Origin of the sequence: Rossellomorea vietnamensis, from assembly GCF_001305855.1 — a bacterium.
GTDB classification, from domain to species: Bacteria; Bacillota; Bacilli; order Bacillales; family Bacillaceae_B; genus Rossellomorea; species Rossellomorea vietnamensis_A.
This window is the reverse complement of the sequence record NZ_LIXZ01000019.1, coordinates 23,735-42,151: the sequence shown is the minus strand read 5'-3', so window position 1 is coordinate 42,151 and position 18,417 is coordinate 23,735. Positions and strand designations below refer to the sequence as shown.

At 42.3% G+C, this 18,417-nt stretch carries 16 protein-coding genes and 1 other annotated feature; all 16 genes read left to right on the top strand.

Annotated features, from left to right (window positions below; all coding sequences use genetic code 11):
* The first annotated feature begins 67 nt into the window (after window positions 1–67).
* The 16 genes from rplK (at window position 68) to rplW (ending at window position 18,404) form a co-directional block, all read left to right on the top strand.
* Window positions 68–493 (top strand): 50S ribosomal protein L11, encoded by a 426-nt coding sequence (rplK, locus tag AM506_RS18450; RefSeq protein WP_032085258.1) that lies wholly within the window; start codon window positions 68–70, stop codon window positions 491–493.
* A gap of 125 nt (window positions 494–618) precedes the next feature.
* Window positions 619–1,320, top strand: coding sequence for a 50S ribosomal protein L1 (rplA, locus tag AM506_RS18445; RefSeq protein ID WP_060674142.1), 702 nt, complete (start codon window positions 619–621; stop codon window positions 1,318–1,320).
* A 51-nt stretch (window positions 1,321–1,371) separates the two neighbouring features.
* Window positions 1,372–1,516, top strand: a sequence feature (ribosomal protein L10 leader region).
* Window positions 1,517–1,558: 42 nt separating this feature from the next.
* A complete protein-coding gene (gene rplJ / locus AM506_RS18440; protein WP_060674140.1) occupies window positions 1,559–2,059 on the top strand; it encodes a 50S ribosomal protein L10 in 501 nt (166 codons plus the stop codon).
* A 57-nt stretch (window positions 2,060–2,116) separates the two neighbouring features.
* Window positions 2,117–2,476, top strand: coding sequence for a 50S ribosomal protein L7/L12 (rplL, locus tag AM506_RS18435; protein WP_060674138.1), 360 nt, complete (start codon window positions 2,117–2,119; stop codon window positions 2,474–2,476).
* Between the two features lie 114 nt (window positions 2,477–2,590).
* Window positions 2,591–3,199 (top strand): class I SAM-dependent methyltransferase, encoded by a 609-nt coding sequence (locus tag AM506_RS18430; RefSeq protein WP_060674136.1) that lies wholly within the window; start codon window positions 2,591–2,593, stop codon window positions 3,197–3,199.
* Window positions 3,200–3,431: 232 nt separating this feature from the next.
* Complete coding sequence (gene rpoB / locus AM506_RS18425) at window positions 3,432–6,989, top strand: DNA-directed RNA polymerase subunit beta (protein WP_060674134.1); 3,558 nt, start codon at window positions 3,432–3,434, stop codon at window positions 6,987–6,989.
* A gap of 51 nt (window positions 6,990–7,040) precedes the next feature.
* Complete coding sequence (gene rpoC / locus AM506_RS18420) at window positions 7,041–10,640, top strand: DNA-directed RNA polymerase subunit beta' (RefSeq protein WP_060674131.1); 3,600 nt, start codon at window positions 7,041–7,043, stop codon at window positions 10,638–10,640.
* Between the two features lie 160 nt (window positions 10,641–10,800).
* Complete coding sequence (locus AM506_RS18415) at window positions 10,801–11,049, top strand: 50S ribosomal protein L7ae-like protein (protein ID WP_034765997.1); 249 nt, start codon at window positions 10,801–10,803, stop codon at window positions 11,047–11,049.
* 99 nt (window positions 11,050–11,148) lie between these two features.
* On the top strand, window positions 11,149–11,571 hold the full coding sequence (gene rpsL / locus AM506_RS18410; protein WP_034765995.1) for a 30S ribosomal protein S12: 423 nt from the start codon (window positions 11,149–11,151) through the stop codon (window positions 11,569–11,571).
* Between the two features lie 44 nt (window positions 11,572–11,615).
* Window positions 11,616–12,086: a 30S ribosomal protein S7 gene (gene rpsG / locus AM506_RS18405; RefSeq protein ID WP_034765993.1), complete on the top strand. Its 471-nt coding sequence runs from the start codon at window positions 11,616–11,618 to the stop codon at window positions 12,084–12,086.
* A gap of 51 nt (window positions 12,087–12,137) precedes the next feature.
* Window positions 12,138–14,216 (top strand): elongation factor G, encoded by a 2,079-nt coding sequence (fusA, locus tag AM506_RS18400; RefSeq protein WP_060674128.1) that lies wholly within the window; start codon window positions 12,138–12,140, stop codon window positions 14,214–14,216.
* A gap of 126 nt (window positions 14,217–14,342) precedes the next feature.
* The gene (gene tuf / locus AM506_RS18395) at window positions 14,343–15,533 is read left to right on the top strand and encodes an elongation factor Tu (RefSeq protein ID WP_060674126.1); all 1,191 of its coding nucleotides are present in this window, start codon (window positions 14,343–14,345) and stop codon (window positions 15,531–15,533) included.
* 959 nt (window positions 15,534–16,492) lie between these two features.
* Window positions 16,493–16,801, top strand: coding sequence for a 30S ribosomal protein S10 (gene rpsJ / locus AM506_RS18390; RefSeq protein ID WP_034676072.1), 309 nt, complete (start codon window positions 16,493–16,495; stop codon window positions 16,799–16,801).
* Between the two features lie 35 nt (window positions 16,802–16,836).
* Window positions 16,837–17,466: a 50S ribosomal protein L3 gene (gene rplC, locus AM506_RS18385; protein WP_060674124.1), complete on the top strand. Its 630-nt coding sequence runs from the start codon at window positions 16,837–16,839 to the stop codon at window positions 17,464–17,466.
* Between the two features lie 30 nt (window positions 17,467–17,496).
* Window positions 17,497–18,120 (top strand): 50S ribosomal protein L4, encoded by a 624-nt coding sequence (gene rplD / locus AM506_RS18380; RefSeq protein WP_034765984.1) that lies wholly within the window; start codon window positions 17,497–17,499, stop codon window positions 18,118–18,120.
* Window positions 18,120–18,404 carry a 50S ribosomal protein L23 gene (rplW, locus tag AM506_RS18375; RefSeq protein WP_034765982.1) on the top strand — a complete coding sequence of 95 codons (285 nt, stop codon included), beginning with the start codon at window positions 18,120–18,122 and terminating at the stop codon, window positions 18,402–18,404. The genes rplD and rplW overlap by 1 nt, the downstream gene beginning before the upstream one ends.
* Window positions 18,405–18,417 lie beyond the last annotated feature (13 nt).

Genomic DNA, 18,417 nt, shown 5'->3' with positions numbered 1-18,417 from the left:
TTTTTTACATTGAGTGGGAGGGTGAAATACCCAATAACCACATCACGGACTTAAGGAGGTGTGTCTCGTGGCTAAAAAAGTTATCAAAATGGTTAAATTGCAGATTCCTGCCGGTAAAGCTAATCCAGCTCCACCAGTTGGTCCTGCACTAGGTCAAGCAGGTGTTAACATCATGGGATTCTGTAAGGAATTCAATGCTCGTACAGCAGATCAAGCTGGCTTAATCATTCCTGTTGAAATCACGGTATTTGAAGACCGTTCATTTACATTCATCACAAAAACTCCACCCGCTGCTGTTCTTCTTAAGAAAGCTGCAGGTATCGAGTCTGGTTCAGGCGAACCAAACAGCAAGAAAGTGGCAACACTTAAACGCGATAAAGTACGTGAAATTGCTGAAACAAAAATGCCTGACTTAAATGCAGCTAGTGTTGAATCAGCTATGCGCATGGTAGAAGGAACTGCGCGCAGCATGGGTATCGTCATCGAAGACTAATCCCTGCTTCGTTAAAGTAGAGGTTCCTGTTGAACGAGGTTGCGATGATGAAATGTACGTTTCACTCGCAACCTTATTTCGTGGGAGGTTATTCCGCTAAAACCACATATAGGAGGAAATTTATAATGGCTAAAAAAGGTAAAAAGTTTCTTGAAGCTCAAAAGCTTGTAGATCGTACTACAGCTTACTCAGTGGAAGAAGCAATCGAACTAGTTAAGAAAACAAACTTCGCTAAGTTTGACGCAACGATTGAAGTAGCGTTCCGCTTAGGTGTAGATACACGTAAAAATGACCAGCAAATCCGTGGAGCAGTTGTGCTTCCTCATGGAACTGGTAAAACTCAAAAGGTTCTTGTATTCGCTAAAGGCGAAAAAGCTAAAGAAGCAGAAGCTGCTGGCGCTGATTTCGTAGGTGATGCAGAACTTATCAACAAGATCAACCAAGGTTGGTTCGAGTTCGACGTAATCGTTGCAACTCCAGACATGATGGGTGAAGTTGGTAAACTTGGTCGCGTATTAGGACCTAAAGGTTTAATGCCAAACCCTAAAACTGGAACAGTAACATTCGACGTAACGAAAGCTGTAAATGAAATCAAAGCTGGTAAAGTTGAATACCGTGCTGACAAATCAGGTAACGTTCACGTTCCTGTTGGAAAGATTTCATTCGACAACGAAAAGCTTGTTGAAAACTTTGCTACAATGTATGAAACAATGCTTAAAGTTAAACCTGCTGCTGCAAAAGGAACTTACATGAAAAATGTTTCTGTAACTTCTACAATGGGACCTGGCGTTAAAGTCGATCCTTCTACTTTCGCAGTTAAGGCATAATTTGGTATTGACTTACTAAGAACTAGTGATTATAATTAGTTCTGTTGTTAAAAAACGAATACATTTGTACCGTAGACAGTAGGAGCTCATTACGAGCTTAATATCCTGCCGAGGTAATTGCGATAAAATAACCGCTTTTAGCGTGTTTGCAATGCCCTTATGTCTACCTTGATATAAGGGCATTTTTTATTGGATGACGGTATAAATGTTCATCAGTCAATCTACAGGAGGTGTAATGATGAGCAGCATTCTAGATCAAAAGAAACACATCGTTGGAGAGATCTCTGACAAGCTAAAAAACAGTGTATCTACAATCGTTGTAGATTACCGTGGCTTAGACGTTTCCGAATTAACTGAGCTTCGTAAACAACTTCGTGAAGCTGGCATCGAGTTCAAAGTGTACAAAAACACTATGGTACGTCGTGCAGCAGAAGAAGCTGGTCTTGAAGGGTTAAACGAATTCTTAACTGGTCCTAACGCAATCGCGTTCAGTACAGAAGAAGTAGTTGCACCTGCAAAGATCCTTAACAGCTTCGCTAAAGAACACGAAGCACTTGAAATCAAAACGGGTGTCATCGAAGGAACAATCACTTCTGTTGAGGATGTTAAAGCAATCGCTGAACTTCCAAACCGCGAAGGACTTCTTTCTATGCTACTCAGCGTGCTACAAGCACCAATGCGCAACTTCGCGTTGGCAACAAAAGCCGTTGCAGATCAAAAAGAAGAGCAAGGCGCGTAAGCTAAAGCAAGTCGTTTAAATAAAAAATAAGCAAACATCACAAGGAGGAAATATAAAATGAGTAAAGAGCAAATCATTGACGCGATTAAAGAAATGTCAGTTCTTGAACTAAATGATCTAGTTAAAGCAATCGAAGAAGAATTCGGAGTAACTGCTGCTGCACCTGTAGCTGCTGCTGCTGGTGGCGCTGACGCTGCTGCAGAACAAACTGAATTCGACTTAATTCTTGAGAGCGCTGGAGCTCAAAAAATCAAGGTTATCAAAGTTGTTCGTGAAATCACAGGTCTTGGCCTTAAAGAAGCGAAAGAAATGGTTGATAACACTCCAAAAGCACTTAAAGAAGGTATTGCTAAAGAGGAAGCTGAAGAACTTAAAGCTAAACTTGAAGAAGTTGGAGCTGGCGTAGAAGTTAAGTAATGATTGTATAGATGAAAAGCTCGCTATATTTGGCGGGCTTTTTTCTTGTCTGGCAGCTATTCAGGCACTATTTTGGTTGCCGGGCGGGATCTATCAATGGATGGAGATGATATAATGACCAATCACTATTATTCCCATAACCCTGATGTGGAAAGTAACCCGGGGAAGATCGCCTTTGAATTAAGGGGACATACATTCCGTTTTAAAACAGACCAGGGTGTCTTCTCGAAAAAGGAAGTTGACTTTGGATCAAGAGCGTTGATTGAAGCGTTTGAATTACCTGATGTTAAGGGGCCGATACTTGATGTCGGCTGCGGTTATGGCCCGGTCGGATTATCCATGGCGAAAGACTTTGGTGATCGGACGGTCCATATGATTGATGTAAACGAGAGGGCTCTATCTTTAGCGAAAGAAAATGCTGGGGAAAATAAAGTTCAAAACGTTAAAGTCTATCAAAGTGATCGATATGCTAATGTCGTTGAAAAGGAATTTGCCGCTATTTTAACTAACCCTCCGATACGAGCAGGGAAAGAAACGGTTCATTCGATTCTTGAGAACAGTTACGAACATCTGACGGATCGCGGAGAATTGTGGGTCGTTATTCAAAAGAAGCAAGGTGCTCCATCTGCCATGGATAAAATGGAAAAAATATTTTCAAATGTAGAAGTCGTCACCAGAAAAAAGGGATACTACATCTTGAAATCGGTAAAAGAAATCCGTTGACGTAGCTTATTTGCTATGATAACATTATAAAATGCAAAAATATTATTTTCCGGTATTATGTCCACATGTATATATGTTGGATAAATTGGAAAAGATTATAAAATAATAGTTCGTCATTTGAAAATGAGGTTTTATCATTAAAACCCTTTTTCTTTTTGTCTTGTGTAGAGTAGAAATCCTACTTTAAGGCATATAGACACAACCAAAACGCTTGATTTGAGGGGTGAATCAGTTGACAGGTCAACTAGTTCAGTATGGACGACACCGCCAACGCAGAAGTTTTGCGCGTATCAGTGAAGTTTTAGAATTACCGAATTTAATCGAAATTCAAACTTCCTCGTATCAATGGTTTCTTGATGAGGGGTTAAGAGAAATGTTCCGTGACATTTCTCCGATTGAGGACTTCACTGGTAATCTCTCTTTGGAATTTATTGATTATAGTCTGGGAGAGCCAAAGTACTCGGTGGAAGAATCAAAGGAAAGAGATGTTACTTACTCTGCACCGCTTAGAGTAAAAGTCCGTCTTGTGAACAAGGAAACAGGAGAAGTAAAAGATCAAGACGTATTTATGGGTGATTTCCCATTAATGACAGATACAGGTACGTTTGTCATCAATGGTGCTGAGCGTGTTATCGTATCTCAGCTGGTACGTTCACCTAGTGTTTACTTTAGTGGAAAAGTAGATAAGAACGGAAAGAAAGGGTTTACTGCTACCGTTATACCAAACCGCGGAGCTTGGCTTGAGTATGAAACAGATGCAAAAGATGTTGTATATGTGCGAATTGATCGAACTCGCAAACTACCGGTAACGGTTCTTTTACGTGCCCTTGGGTTTGGCTCTGATCAAGAAATCATCGATTTGATCGGTGATAATGAGTACATTCGTAACACGCTCGAGAAAGACAACACGGAAGGTATCGACAAGGCATTGCTCGAGATTTATGAGCGTCTGCGTCCGGGAGAGCCTCCTACAGTAGAAAATGCTAAAAGTTTACTCGTTTCTCGTTTCTTTGATCCTAAGCGTTATGACTTAGCAAACGTTGGACGTTACAAAATGAACAAAAAGCTTCACATTAAGAACCGTTTATTCGGTCAAACTCTAGCAGAAACTCTAGCAGATCCGGAAACGGGAGAGATTCTGGCAGAGAAAGGCACGGTTCTTGACCGTCGCGCCCTGGATAAGGTCATCCCTTATTTAGAAAACGGCATTGGTTTCAAAAACTACCAACAGTCCGGCGGCGTATTAGAAGAAGACGTAGTTCTTCAATCTATCAAAATCTATTCTCCTAACGAAGAGGGAGATTTTGAAATCAACGTAATCAGCAATGCATATGTTGAAGAAGAGGTTAAGTACATTACGCCTGCAGATATCATCTCTTCCATTTCTTACTTCTTTAACTTATTACATGGAGTAGGACTGACAGATGATATTGACCATTTAGGTAACCGTCGTTTACGTTCGGTTGGTGAATTGCTTCAGAACCAATTCCGTATCGGTTTATCACGTATGGAGCGTGTGGTCCGTGAAAGAATGTCCATTCAGGACACCAACACGATCACGCCTCAACAACTGATCAACATCCGTCCTGTTATTGCATCAATTAAAGAGTTCTTTGGAAGCTCTCAATTGTCTCAATTCATGGATCAAACGAATCCTCTTGCAGAATTAACGCACAAACGTCGTCTTTCTGCTTTAGGGCCCGGTGGATTAACACGAGAACGTGCTGGATTCGAAGTACGTGACGTCCATTATTCCCACTATGGTCGTATGTGTCCGATTGAAACACCTGAGGGTCCGAACATCGGACTGATCAACTCACTTTCCTCCTTTGCGAAAGTGAATAAATTCGGCTTTATCGAAACGCCGTATCGTCGCGTCGACCCTGATACAGGGAAAGTAACCGATCGTATCGATTACTTGACAGCAGACGAAGAAGATAACTATGTAGTGGCACAAGCGAACGCACGTCTTGGAGATGACGGCGCATTCCTTGATGAAGAAGTCATCTCCCGTTTCCGCGGTGAGAATACGGTCATCAAGCGTGAACGCCTTGACTACATGGATGTATCTCCTAAACAAGTAGTATCAGCTGCGACAGCATGTATTCCATTCTTGGAGAACGATGACTCCAACCGTGCTCTAATGGGAGCGAACATGCAGCGTCAAGCAGTACCTTTAATGAATCCGGAATCACCGATCGTCGGAACAGGTATGGAACACGTATCTGCGAAAGACTCCGGTGCAGCCGTGATCTGTAAATACGAAGGTATTGTGGAAAAAGTTGAAGCGAAACAAGTTTGGGTGCGTCGTGTGAAAGAAATCGATGGTCAGGAAGTAAAAGGTGACCTCGATAAGTATCGTATGCAGAAATTCATCCGTTCTAATCAGGGTACATGTTACAACCAGCGTCCGATCGTAAGTGAAGGCGACCGTGTAGTAAAAGGAGAAATCCTTGCTGATGGTCCTTCCATGGAGAAAGGTGAACTCGCCTTAGGACGTAACGTCATGGTTGGATTCATGACTTGGGACGGTTACAACTATGAAGATGCGATCATCATGAGTGAACGTCTTGTAAAAGACGATGTATACACTTCTATTCATATTGAAGAATATGAGTCCGAATCTCGTGATACGAAATTAGGACCTGAAGAGATCACTCGTGATATTCCAAACGTCGGTGAAGATGCCCTTCGCAATCTTGATGAGCGCGGAATCATCCGCATCGGTGCTGAAGTGAAAGATGGCGACCTACTTGTTGGTAAAGTAACGCCTAAAGGTGTAACAGAGTTGACTGCTGAAGAGCGTCTTTTACATGCAATCTTCGGTGAGAAAGCTCGTGAAGTTCGAGATACATCTCTTCGTGTACCACATGGTGGTGGAGGGATCATCCTTGATGTTAAAGTCTTCAATCGCGAAGATGGCGACGAATTACCACCAGGTGTTAACCAGCTTGTACGTGTGTATATCGTTCAGAAACGTAAGATTTCTGAAGGGGACAAAATGGCTGGTCGTCATGGTAACAAAGGTGTTATCTCAAAAATCCTTCCTGAAGAAGACATGCCGTTCTTACCAGACGGCACACCGATCGATATCATGTTGAACCCATTAGGGGTACCATCTCGTATGAATATCGGACAGGTGCTGGAGCTTCATTTAGGTATGGCTGCCAGATACCTTGGAATTCATGTTGCTTCACCAGTATTTGATGGAGCGCGTGAGGAAGATGTATGGGCAACCATTGAAGAAGCAGGTATGGCGCGCGATGCCAAAACCGTACTTTACGATGGTAGAAGTGGTGAACCGTTTGATAACCGTGTATCAGTTGGAATCATGTATATGATCAAACTAGCTCACATGGTTGATGACAAGCTTCACGCACGTTCAACTGGTCCTTATTCACTTGTTACGCAGCAACCATTGGGTGGTAAAGCTCAATTCGGTGGACAGCGTTTCGGTGAGATGGAGGTATGGGCACTGGAAGCGTATGGTGCTGCTTACACTCTACAAGAAATTCTAACGGTTAAGTCGGATGATGTTGTGGGTCGTGTGAAAACATACGAAGCCATTGTCAAAGGTGAAAACGTTCCTGAGCCTGGAGTTCCGGAATCATTCAAGGTTCTGATCAAAGAGCTTCAAAGTTTAGGTATGGATGTTAAAATCCTCTCTAGTACCGAAGAAGAAATTGAAATGCGTGACTTAGAGGATGAAGAAGAAGTACAACAAGCAGACACGCTAAATATCTCTGAATCTAATGCAAAAGAATCCGAGACAGTAGGGTCAAAAGAATAAATTTAGAGCAAATAGGGTTAGAGCCTGTAGATTAAAAGGGAGGTAGGCCCCTTGCTAGATGTAAATAATTTTGAGTATATGAAAATTGGTTTAGCTTCCCCCGATAAGATCCGTTCGTGGTCTTTCGGGGAAGTTAAAAAACCCGAAACGATTAACTATCGTACGTTAAAACCAGAAAAAGATGGTTTGTTCTGTGAACGTATCTTCGGTCCTACGAAGGACTGGGAATGTCACTGTGGTAAATACAAGCGTGTCCGTTATAAAGGCGTCGTTTGTGACCGCTGTGGTGTCGAAGTAACAAAGGCTAAAGTTCGTCGTGAGCGTATGGGTCACATTGAACTTGCAGCCCCTGTATCCCACATCTGGTACTTCAAAGGAATTCCAAGTCGTATGGGACTTGTTTTAGACATGTCTCCACGTGCATTGGAAGAAGTAATCTACTTCGCTTCCTATGTTGTAACAGAACCAGGTGACACGGCTCTAGAGAGAAAGCAACTTCTTTCAGAAAAAGAGTACCGTGCTTACCGTGAGAAATACGGTGTGAAATTCCAGGCAGCAATGGGAGCTGAAGCGATTAAGAAGCTTCTTCAAGACATTGACTTGGATAAAGAAGCTGATTTCTTAAAAGAAGAACTGAAAACGGCACAGGGTCAACGCCGTACACGTGCGATTAAACGTTTGGAAGTTGTGGAATCTTTCAGAAACTCAGGAAATGATCCGGATTGGATGATTCTTGATGTACTGCCTGTCATTCCTCCAGAGCTTCGCCCGATGGTTCAACTTGACGGTGGACGTTTTGCTACTTCTGACTTAAATGATTTATATCGTCGAGTGATTAACCGTAATAACCGTCTTAAGCGTTTATTGGACCTTGGTGCTCCAAGCATCATCGTTCAAAACGAGAAGCGTATGCTTCAAGAAGCGGTGGATGCTTTAATTGATAATGGTCGTCGCGGCCGTCCAGTTACTGGACCAGGTAACCGTCCATTAAAATCCCTTTCACATATGCTTAAAGGGAAGCAAGGTCGTTTCCGTCAGAACCTTCTTGGTAAACGTGTTGACTATTCCGGCCGTTCAGTAATCGTTGTTGGACCTAACCTTAAGATGTACCAATGTGGTCTTCCTAAAGAAATGGCTCTTGAGTTATTCAAACCTTTCGTTATGAAAGAACTCGTTGAAAAAGGATTGGCCCACAACATCAAGAGTGCCAAGCGCAAGATTGAACGCGTCCAGCCGGAAGTATGGGATGTATTAGAAGGCGTCATCAAAGAACATCCGGTACTGTTAAACCGTGCACCTACACTTCACAGACTTGGTATTCAAGCATTTGAACCAACGCTTGTCGAAGGTAGAGCGATCCGTCTTCACCCACTTGTATGTACAGCATACAACGCGGATTTTGATGGTGACCAAATGGCGGTTCACGTACCGTTATCTTCTGAAGCTCAAGCTGAAGCGCGCATGCTGATGCTTGCAGCACAAAACATCCTAAATCCGAAAGACGGTAAACCAGTTGTTACTCCGTCCCAGGATATGGTATTAGGAAACTATTACCTGACACTTGAACGTGAAAATGCTGTTGGTGAAGGTATGATCTTCAATGATGCAAGTGAAGTCATCCTTGCATATCAAAATGGTTATGTACACTTGCATACCCGTATTGCGATCCATGCAAGCACCATCAACAACAAAACGTTCACCGAGAAACAAAACAAACAATTATTATTAACAACGGTAGGTAAAGTAATCTTTAACGAGATCTTACCTGATACATTCCCGTTCATCAACGAACCAACAAGAACGAACTTGGAAGTTGCGACTCCTGAGAACTACTTTGTTGATCCGTCTACGGACGTGAAGGAAGTATTCCAAAGCCGTGAGTTAATCAACCCGTTCAAAAAAGGTTTCTTAGGGAATATCATCGCGGAAGTATTCAAGAAGTTTGCCATCACGGAAACGTCTCGTATGCTTGATAAGATGAAGGACCTTGGATTCAAATATTCTACTAAAGCCGGTATTACGGTTGGTATCGCAGATATCGTCGTACTAGCGGAAAAAGAAGAAATCTTGATCGAAGCCCAAAGTAAAGTAGACAACGTATTGAAACAATTCAAACGTGGTCTCATTACAGAAGATGAAAGATACGATCGTGTTATCTCCATCTGGAGTGCTGCGAAAGATACGATTCAAGGTAAGTTAATGGCAACATTGGATAAACGCAACCCGATCTTCATGATGAGTGACTCAGGTGCCCGTGGTAACGCATCTAACTTCACTCAGCTTGCCGGTATGCGTGGACTGATGGCCAACCCGGCTGGTCGTATCATCGAGTTACCGATCAAATCAAGTTTCCGTGAAGGTCTGACGGTTCTTGAGTACTTCATCTCTACCCATGGTGCCCGTAAAGGTCTTGCCGATACAGCACTGAAAACAGCTGACTCAGGTTACCTGACGCGTCGACTAGTTGACGTTGCACAGGACGTTATCGTTCGTGAGGAAGACTGTGGAACGGACAGAGGCTTACTTGTAGGCTCCATTAAAGAGGGTACGGAAATCATCGAACCTCTTGAAGAACGTTTACTCGGTCGTTATTCACGTAAGACGTTACGTCACCCTGAGACAGATGAAATCATCATTACAGAAAATCAGCTGATCACAGAAGACTTGGCTAAGACGATCATTGATGCTGGTGTCGAACATGTTTCGATCCGTTCTGCCTTCACATGTAACACAAGACACGGTGTATGTGAAAAATGTTACGGAACGAACCTTGCGACAGGTCAAAAAGTCGAAGTCGGGGAAGCTGTCGGTATTATCGCTGCTCAATCCATCGGGGAACCGGGTACTCAGTTAACGATGCGTACGTTCCATACAGGTGGGGTTGCAGGAGACGATATCACTCAAGGTTTACCGCGTATCCAAGAGATTTTCGAGGCGCGTAACCCTAAAGGTCAAGCTGTCATCTCTGAAATCGATGGTGTGATTACATCCATCAGTGAAGGAAAAGATCGTCAGTACGAAATTACCGTACAAGGTGATGTGGAAACGAGAAGTTACACAGCTCCTTACACAGCGCGCTTGAAGTTCGCTGTAAACGATAAGGTCGCACGCGGTCAGGAAATCACTGAAGGTTCGATCGATCCGAAAGAACTTCTTAAAGTCCGTGATGTGTCTGCCGTTCAAGAATACTTGCTTCGCGAAGTACAAAAGGTATATCGTATGCAAGGGGTTGAAATCGGCGACAAACACGTTGAAGTCATGGTCCGTCAAATGTTACGTAAAGTCCGCGTCATCGATGCTGGTGAATCTGAAGTACTTCCGGGTACTCTTATGGATATCCACCAATTCAGAGATGCGAACGAGAAAGCATTGTTCGGCGGTAAGCTTCCGGCAACAGGACGTCCTGTACTGCTCGGGATCACCAAGGCTTCACTTGAAACAGATTCCTTCTTATCCGCAGCATCATTCCAGGAAACAACTCGTGTGTTAACGGACGCTGCGATCAAAGGAAAACGTGATGAGTTACTAGGATTGAAAGAAAATGTTATCATTGGTAAGCTGGTTCCAGCAGGAACAGGTATGCAACGTTACCGTAAAGCAGAACCGGTATTAGCAGAAGATACTAGTGAAGAGACAGTAACAGTAGAGTAATCTATTTAGGCTAACTCTTAGGCAGGTTTGATTGCTCAAACATCAGGCTTAAGAGTTAGCTTTTATAAATCTTTTAAATCTTTGTTGACATAGAGATTTTAAGATGATAATATATTCAAGGTTGCTCCTATTAATAACCTGTTACTTTGGAGGATATGAAATGTCTTATGAAAAAGTAGCGCAGGCTAAAGAAATTATTGTAGGAACAAAGCAAGCAGTGAAAGCTCTAAAAACAGGTCATGTACTCGAAGTTGTAATTGCGGAGGATGCTGATCCCAAGGTTACAGCAAAAGTAGTTCAGGCCGCGATTGATCTTAATGTACCGGTTAACAAAGTGGATTCGATGAAGAAACTTGGAAAATCGTGCGGAATAGATGTTGGAGCAGCAGCTGTTGCGATTATACAGTAAAATAGTTTTTGTAGAAGAGATCTACAAAAACTTTACTTTTACCCAAAAAAGAACCACCTGGATGTGTGGGCTTACCAAATAAGAAGGGAGGAAAACAAAATGCCAACTATTAACCAATTAGTTCGCAAGCCTCGTCAGTCAAAATCAACTAAATCAAAGTCACCAGCTCTTAACAAAGGTTATAACAGCTTTAAGAAGGTGCACACGAACTTGTCTTCTCCACAAAAACGTGGTGTATGTACTCGTGTTGGTACAATGACTCCAAAGAAACCGAACTCGGCGCTACGTAAATATGCACGTGTTCGTTTAACAAATGGAATCGAGGTTACTGCTTACATTCCTGGTATCGGGCACAACCTTCAAGAGCACAGTGTTGTTCTTATCCGTGGAGGACGTGTAAAGGATTTACCGGGAGTACGTTATCACATCGTACGTGGTGCGCTTGATACAGCTGGAGTTGACGGCCGTATGCAAGGACGTTCTAAATACGGAACTAAGCGCCCTAAAGCAGCTAAAAAATAATCAAATGACTATAAATTCATTTCTCGTTGAAAGGAGGAAATCACATGCCACGTAAAGGTCCTGTAGCAAAAAGAGACGTTTTACCTGATCCAATGTACAATTCTAAATTAGTTACTCGTTTAATCAACAAAATCATGATTGACGGTAAAAGAGGTAAAGCTCAAAAGAAATTATACGCAGCGTTTGATATCATTAGCGAGCGTTCAGGTAAAGATGCAATGGAAGTATTCGATGCAGCTTTAAAAAATATCATGCCGGTATTAGAAGTAAAAGCTCGTCGTGTAGGTGGTTCAAACTATCAAGTACCTGTAGAGGTGCGTCCAGAGCGTCGTACTACATTAGGTCTTCGTTGGTTAGTAAACTACTCTCGTCTTCGCGGTGAGAAGACAATGGAAGAGCGTTTAGCTAACGAAATTCTTGATGCAGCTAACAACACTGGTGCTTCTGTTAAGAAACGTGAAGATACACACAAGATGGCTGAAGCGAACAAAGCGTTTGCTCACTATCGTTGGTAATCTGATCTTAAACAAACAAAACATTCTTATATAAGGAAGGAGAAAGACCGCATGCCTAGAGAGTTCTCCTTAGAAAACACTCGTAATATCGGTATCATGGCTCACATCGATGCCGGTAAAACAACTGCAACTGAGCGTATCCTATTTTATACAGGTCGTATCCATAAAATTGGAGAAACTCACGAAGGTGCTTCTCAAATGGACTGGATGGAGCAAGAGCAGGAACGTGGTATCACTATCACTTCTGCTGCGACAACAGCCCAATGGAAAGGCCATCGTATCAACATCATCGATACACCGGGACACGTAGACTTCACTGTTGAAGTTGAACGTTCCCTGCGTGTACTTGATGGTGCAGTAGCAGTACTTGATGCTCAATCTGGTGTTGAGCCTCAAACTGAAACAGTATGGCGTCAAGCAACAACTTACGGGGTTCCCCGTGTTGTGTTCGTTAACAAAATGGACAAAATCGGTGCTGACTTCCTTTATTCTGTAGGTACACTACATGAGCGTCTACAAGCTAATGCACATCCTATCCAGCTTCCAATCGGTGCTGAGGATGACTTCGAAGGTATCATCGACTTAGTGGAAATGAAAGCATATTTCTATGAAGATGATCTTGGAACTCGCGCAGAAGCTCGTGACATTCCTGAAGAGTACAAAGATCAAGCTGAAGAATACCGCGGAAAATTAATTGAAGCTGTATCTGAACTTGATGAAGAGCTTATGATGAAGTACTTAGAAGGCGAAGAGCTTTCTAACGAAGAAATCAAAGCTGCTATCCGTGCGGCTACACTAACTGTCGAGTTCTACCCGGTAGTATGTGGATCTGCATTCAAAAACAAAGGGGTTCAATTACTAATTGACGCAGTTATCGATTATCTTCCAGCACCAACAGATGTTGAAGATATCAAAGGTTTTGTACCTGATTCAGAAGAAGAAGTAACTCGTCCATCTACTGACGATGCTCCATTCTCTGCATTAGCGTTCAAAGTTGCAACTGACCCTTATGTTGGTAAATTAACATTCTTCCGTGTGTACTCAGGAACATTAGATTCTGGTTCATACGTAAGAAACTCTTCTAAAGGTAAACGTGAACGTGTAGGTCGTATCCTGCAAATGCACGCTAACTCCCGTGAAGAAATCTCTACTGTTTACGCTGGAGACATTGCAGCAGCGGTAGGTCTTAAAGATACTAGTACTGGAGATACACTATGTGATGAAAAGAGCCTTGTTATCTTAGAATCCATGGTATTCCCAGAGCCGGTTATCTCTCTATCTGTTGAGCCTAAATCAAAGGCTGACCAAGATAAAATGACGACTGCTCTTCAAAAACTTCAAGAGGAAGATCCAACATTCCGCGCACACACTGACCAGGAAACAGGTCAAGTAATCATCGCGGGTATGGGTGAGCTTCACTTAGATATCATCGTTGACCGTATGAGACGTGAATTCAAAGTAGAAGCAAACGTAGGTGCTCCTCAAGTATCTTACCGCGAGACTTTCCGTGATACGGCTAAAGTTGAAGGTAAGTTCGCCCGTCAATCTGGTGGACGTGGACAATTCGGACACGTTTGGATCGAATTCTCACCTAACGAAGAAGGTAAAGGATTCGAATTCGAGAACGGTATCGTCGGTGGTGTAGTTCCTCGTGAATACATCCCTGCTGTACAAGCCGGTCTATCTGACGCTTTAGAAAATGGTGTCTTAGCTGGTTTCCCACTTGTTGATGTTAAAGCAAGATTATTCGATGGTTCATACCATGACGTTGACTCCTCTGAGATGGCGTTCAAAATCGCTGCATCAATGGCACTTAAGAATGCTGCTTCTAAATGTAAGCCGGTCATCCTTGAGCCAATGATGAAAGTAGAGGTTGTTATCCCTGAGGAATACCTTGGAGATATCATGGGTGACGTTACTTCCCGTCGTGGACGTGTAGAAGGTATGGAAGCACGCGGTAACGCTCAAGTCGTTAAAGCGTTCGTACCACTATCCGAAATGTTTGGTTATGCGACATCTCTTCGTTCTAACACACAAGGACGTGGAACATACTCCATGCACTTCGATCACTATGAAGAAGTACCTAAATCGATTTCTGAAGAAATCATCAAAAAAAATAAAGGTGAATAATTGATTTATTCGCTTTTATAAAGTATAAATACTAATGTAAGCAATTGTTGTGTCAGAGATGGTTTTCACTGTCTCTGAGACACCCAAAATATACTTATTTTCTTAAAATCAAAGGAGGATTTTCAAATGGGTAAGGAAAAATTTGATCGTTCCAAGCAACATGCGAATATCGGTACAATCGGTCACGTTGACCATGGTAAAACAACTCTAACAGCTGCAATCACAACTACACTTCACAAGAAGTATGGTCGTGGAACTGCAATGGCATATGACCAAATCGACGGTGCTCCAGAAGAAAGAGAACGTGGAATCACAATCTCTACTGCACACGTTGAGTATGAAACTGATACTCGTCACTATGCACACGTTGACTGCCCAGGACATGCTGACTATGTTAAAAACATGATCACTGGTGCTGCACAAATGGATGGTGGGATCCTAGTAGTATCTGCTGCTGATGGCCCAATGCCACAAACTCGTGAGCACATCCTTCTTTCTCGTCAAGTAGGTGTTCCATACCTTGTTGTATTCATGAACAAATGTGACATGGTAGACGACGAAGAACTACTTGAATTAGTAGAAATGGAAGTTCGTGACCTTCTTTCTGAGTACGATTTCCCTGGCGATGACGTACCAGTAATCAAAGGTTCTGCTCTTAAAGCTCTTGAAGGAGATCCTGAGTGGGAAGCGAAAATCTTCGAACTTATGGAAGCTGTAGATAGCTACATCCCAACTCCAGAGCGTGACACTGACAAGCCATTCATGATGCCTGTTGAGGATGTATTCTCAATCACAGGTCGTGGTACAGTTGCTACTGGTCGTGTTGAGCGTGGACAAGTTAAAGTTGGAGACACTATCGACATCATCGGTCTTTCTGAAGAGCCTAAATCTACTACTGTAACAGGTGTAGAAATGTTCCGTAAGCTTCTTGACTATGCTGAAGCTGGAGACAATATCGGTGCACTACTTCGTGGTGTAGCTCGTGAAGATATCCAACGTGGACAAGTACTTGCTAAGCCAGGTACAATCACTCCACACACAAAGTTCAAAGCAGAAGTTTATGTTCTTTCTAAAGAAGAAGGTGGACGTCACACTCCATTCTTCACTAACTACCGCCCACAGTTCTACTTCCGTACAACTGACGTAACTGGTATCTGTAACCTTCCTGAAGGTGTAGAAATGGTTATGCCTGGCGATAACATCGAAATGACTGTTGAGCTTATCGCTCCAATCGCTATCGAAGAAGGTACTAAGTTCTCTATCCGTGAGGGTGGACGTACTGTAGGTGCTGGAGTAGTAGCTACAATCACTGAGTAATCATTGATATCAAAAACAGATGGACATCTTGTCCATCTGTTTTTTTTGTGCGCATTTTTGGAATGGGAAGATACCGCCTCTGACAAAATGATTTAGATCTAATCCACAAGACTAAAAAGAATCAATGTTTTAATGCCGCTGTTGATTTCCGTGCAAGACTCCGCTTTCCTCGGGCGAAAGGCGAGCCTCCTCGTCGCTATCGCTCCTGCGGGGTCTCACCTATTTCGCTTTTTCCGAAGGAGTCTCCGTCTTGCACTCCAATCAACAGCTGGTGACTGCAATATAATAATTACCCGCTTACAATTAATAATAAAGATCTGAACTAATTTGATTTAAAACAAAAATCAATGATTATACTTTCGACTTTCTTCTATACATAATGTATTGCAATGGGAACATTACTATTATTATTTTATATAAGGGTATAAGCGCTTTAATAAGCAGTTTTTAAAATACAGAGTTAGACCTTTAGCCTTTACACCAATTTAAACAAAAACCCATTGTTGATTGTAACGGAAGGCAGCTCGACTCCTGCGGGAAACGCTGGACAGGTGAGACCCCGCAGGGCGAAGCCTGAGGAGGCTCACCGCCAGCCCCGCGGAAAGCGAGCTGCCTGAAGTGGAAATCAACATGCAGTCGCTCTTATACAAATAATATTTACTTTCACAGAATGCTTATAGTACATAAAATAAGTTGTTATATTAAATATTGTGAAAATAACACATAACCTTGAAAATACCACCGTTCGTTTGTATAATAGAGAAAGTGTGCAAAACATAAAGAACTTGCAAGAAACCCTTGCATCTTCTGGGTGTTTTAGTTATAATAGACAATGTTGGTCTTTGACTGCGATGAAACAGAAGGTTGCTGACACACACGGCCGCTTTGCCATGGCGAGTGTGTGGGAAATTTCTGTGGAGAATGTCTATTCAAAAATAGGCGATAAAGGAGGGAAAATAATGGCAAAACAAAAGATTCGTATCCGTTTAAAGGCTTATGATCACAGAATTCTTGATCAATCAGCTGAGAAAATTGTTGAAACAGCAAAACGTTCTGGTGCGGCGGTTTCAGGACCGATCCCACTACCAACGGAAAAGTCAATTTATACAATTTTACGTGCTGTGCACAAATACAAAGATTCTCGTGAGCAATTCGAAATGCGTACTCATAAACGCTTAATCGACATTGTAAATCCGACACCTCAAACAGTAGATGCGCTTATGCGTTTAGACTTACCATCAGGTGTAGATATCGAAATCAAACTTTAATTCATAAAAACCATAATAATTAGGAGGTGTGACTTATGACCAAAGGAATCTTAGGAAGAAAGATTGGTATGACTCAAGTTTTCGCTGAAAACGGTGATCTTATCCCTGTAACTGTTATCGAGGCTGCTCAAAACGTGGTACTTCAAAAGAAATCTACAGACGTTGATGGCTACGAAGCTATCCAAGTAGGTTTTGAAGACAAACGTGAAAAGCTTTCTAACAAACCAGAGAGAGGCCACGTTGCTAAAGCTGAAACTGCTCCTAAGCGCTTCATCCGTGAAATCCGCGGTGTAAACGTAGAAGAGTACGAAGTTGGTCAAGAAGTCAAAGTTGATATTTTCGCTGCAGGCGAAATCGTAGATGTAACAGGAGTTTCAAAAGGTAAAGGTTTCCAAGGTGCTATCAAGCGTCACAACCAATCACGCGGACCTATGTCCCATGGTTCTCGTTATCACCGTCGTCCCGGTTCAATGGGTCCTGTTGATCCAAACCGTGTATTCAAAGGTAAATTACTACCTGGACGTATGGGCGGAGAGCAAATTACAATTCAAAACCTTGAAATTGTAAAAGTTGATGCTGAACGTAACCTTATCTTAGTAAAAGGTAATGTACCTGGACCTAAGAAACAACTGATCAAAGTAAAGTCAGCTATTAAAGCAAACTAATAGAACTTTTCAAGAAAGGAGGAAACAAGAATGCCGAAAGTAGCATTATTTAACCAAAGCGGTTCTAAAGTTGGTGATATCGAACTTAATGACACTGTTTTTGGTATCGAACCAAACACACACGTGATGACTGAAGCAGTATTGATGCAAAGAGCTTCTTTACGCCAAGGAAATCACAAAGTAAAAAATCGTTCTGAAGTACGTGGCGGTGGTCGTAAGCCTTGGCGTCAAAAAGGAACAGGTCGTGCTCGTCAAGGGTCAATCCGTTCTCCACAATGGCGCGGCGGTGGTACTGTATTTGGACCGGTTCCACGCAGCTACAGCTACAAACTTCCTAAGAAAGTTCGTCGCTTAGCGATAAAATCTGCACTATCTTCTAAAGTAGTAGAAGAAAACATCTTAGTATTAGAAGCATTATCATTCGATGCTCCTAAAACAAAAGAATTTGCAAGCGTCCTAAAAGGTCTTTCTGTTGATTCTAAAACATTAGTAATCACTGACGGTCTTGACGAAAACGTAGCACTTTCAGCTCGTAACATCCCTGGTGTCACTGTTGTCACTGCAGAAGGAATTAGCGTTCTGGATGTATTAGGACATGACAAACTAGTGATGACTAAATCAGCTGTTGAAAAAGTAGAGGAGGTGCTCGCATAATGGATGTACGTGAAATCATTAAGCGCCCCGTAATTACAGAGGCTTCAACTGATCTTATGTCTGAGAAAAAGTATACTTTCGAAGTTGATACTAGAGCCAACAAAACTCAAGTAAAAGACGCCGTTCAAGCAATCTTTGACGTTAAAGTAGATAAAGTAAACATCATGAACTACAAAGGTAAGTTCAAGCGCATGGGTAAACACGCTGGTTACACTAACAAGCGTCGTAAAGCTATCGTTAAGCTTACTGCTGACAGTAAAGAAATCGAATTCTTTGAAGTATAAAATTCTTTAATTA

Coding starts and splice junctions, on each gene's coding strand:
- rplA (WP_060674142.1), top strand. CDS start 619: ATGGCTAAAAAAGGTAAAAAGTTTCTTGAAGCTCAAAAGCTTGTAGAT.
- rplJ (WP_060674140.1), top strand. CDS start 1,559: ATGAGCAGCATTCTAGATCAAAAGAAACACATCGTTGGAGAGATCTCT.
- rplL (WP_060674138.1), top strand. CDS start 2,117: ATGAGTAAAGAGCAAATCATTGACGCGATTAAAGAAATGTCAGTTCTT.
- AM506_RS18430 (WP_060674136.1), top strand. CDS start 2,591: ATGACCAATCACTATTATTCCCATAACCCTGATGTGGAAAGTAACCCG.
- AM506_RS18415 (WP_034765997.1), top strand. CDS start 10,801: ATGTCTTATGAAAAAGTAGCGCAGGCTAAAGAAATTATTGTAGGAACA.
- rpsL (WP_034765995.1), top strand. CDS start 11,149: ATGCCAACTATTAACCAATTAGTTCGCAAGCCTCGTCAGTCAAAATCA.
- rpsG (WP_034765993.1), top strand. CDS start 11,616: ATGCCACGTAAAGGTCCTGTAGCAAAAAGAGACGTTTTACCTGATCCA.
- fusA (WP_060674128.1), top strand. CDS start 12,138: ATGCCTAGAGAGTTCTCCTTAGAAAACACTCGTAATATCGGTATCATG.
- tuf (WP_060674126.1), top strand. CDS start 14,343: ATGGGTAAGGAAAAATTTGATCGTTCCAAGCAACATGCGAATATCGGT.
- rpsJ (WP_034676072.1), top strand. CDS start 16,493: ATGGCAAAACAAAAGATTCGTATCCGTTTAAAGGCTTATGATCACAGA.
- rplC (WP_060674124.1), top strand. CDS start 16,837: ATGACCAAAGGAATCTTAGGAAGAAAGATTGGTATGACTCAAGTTTTC.
- rplD (WP_034765984.1), top strand. CDS start 17,497: ATGCCGAAAGTAGCATTATTTAACCAAAGCGGTTCTAAAGTTGGTGAT.
- rplW (WP_034765982.1), top strand. CDS start 18,120: ATGGATGTACGTGAAATCATTAAGCGCCCCGTAATTACAGAGGCTTCA.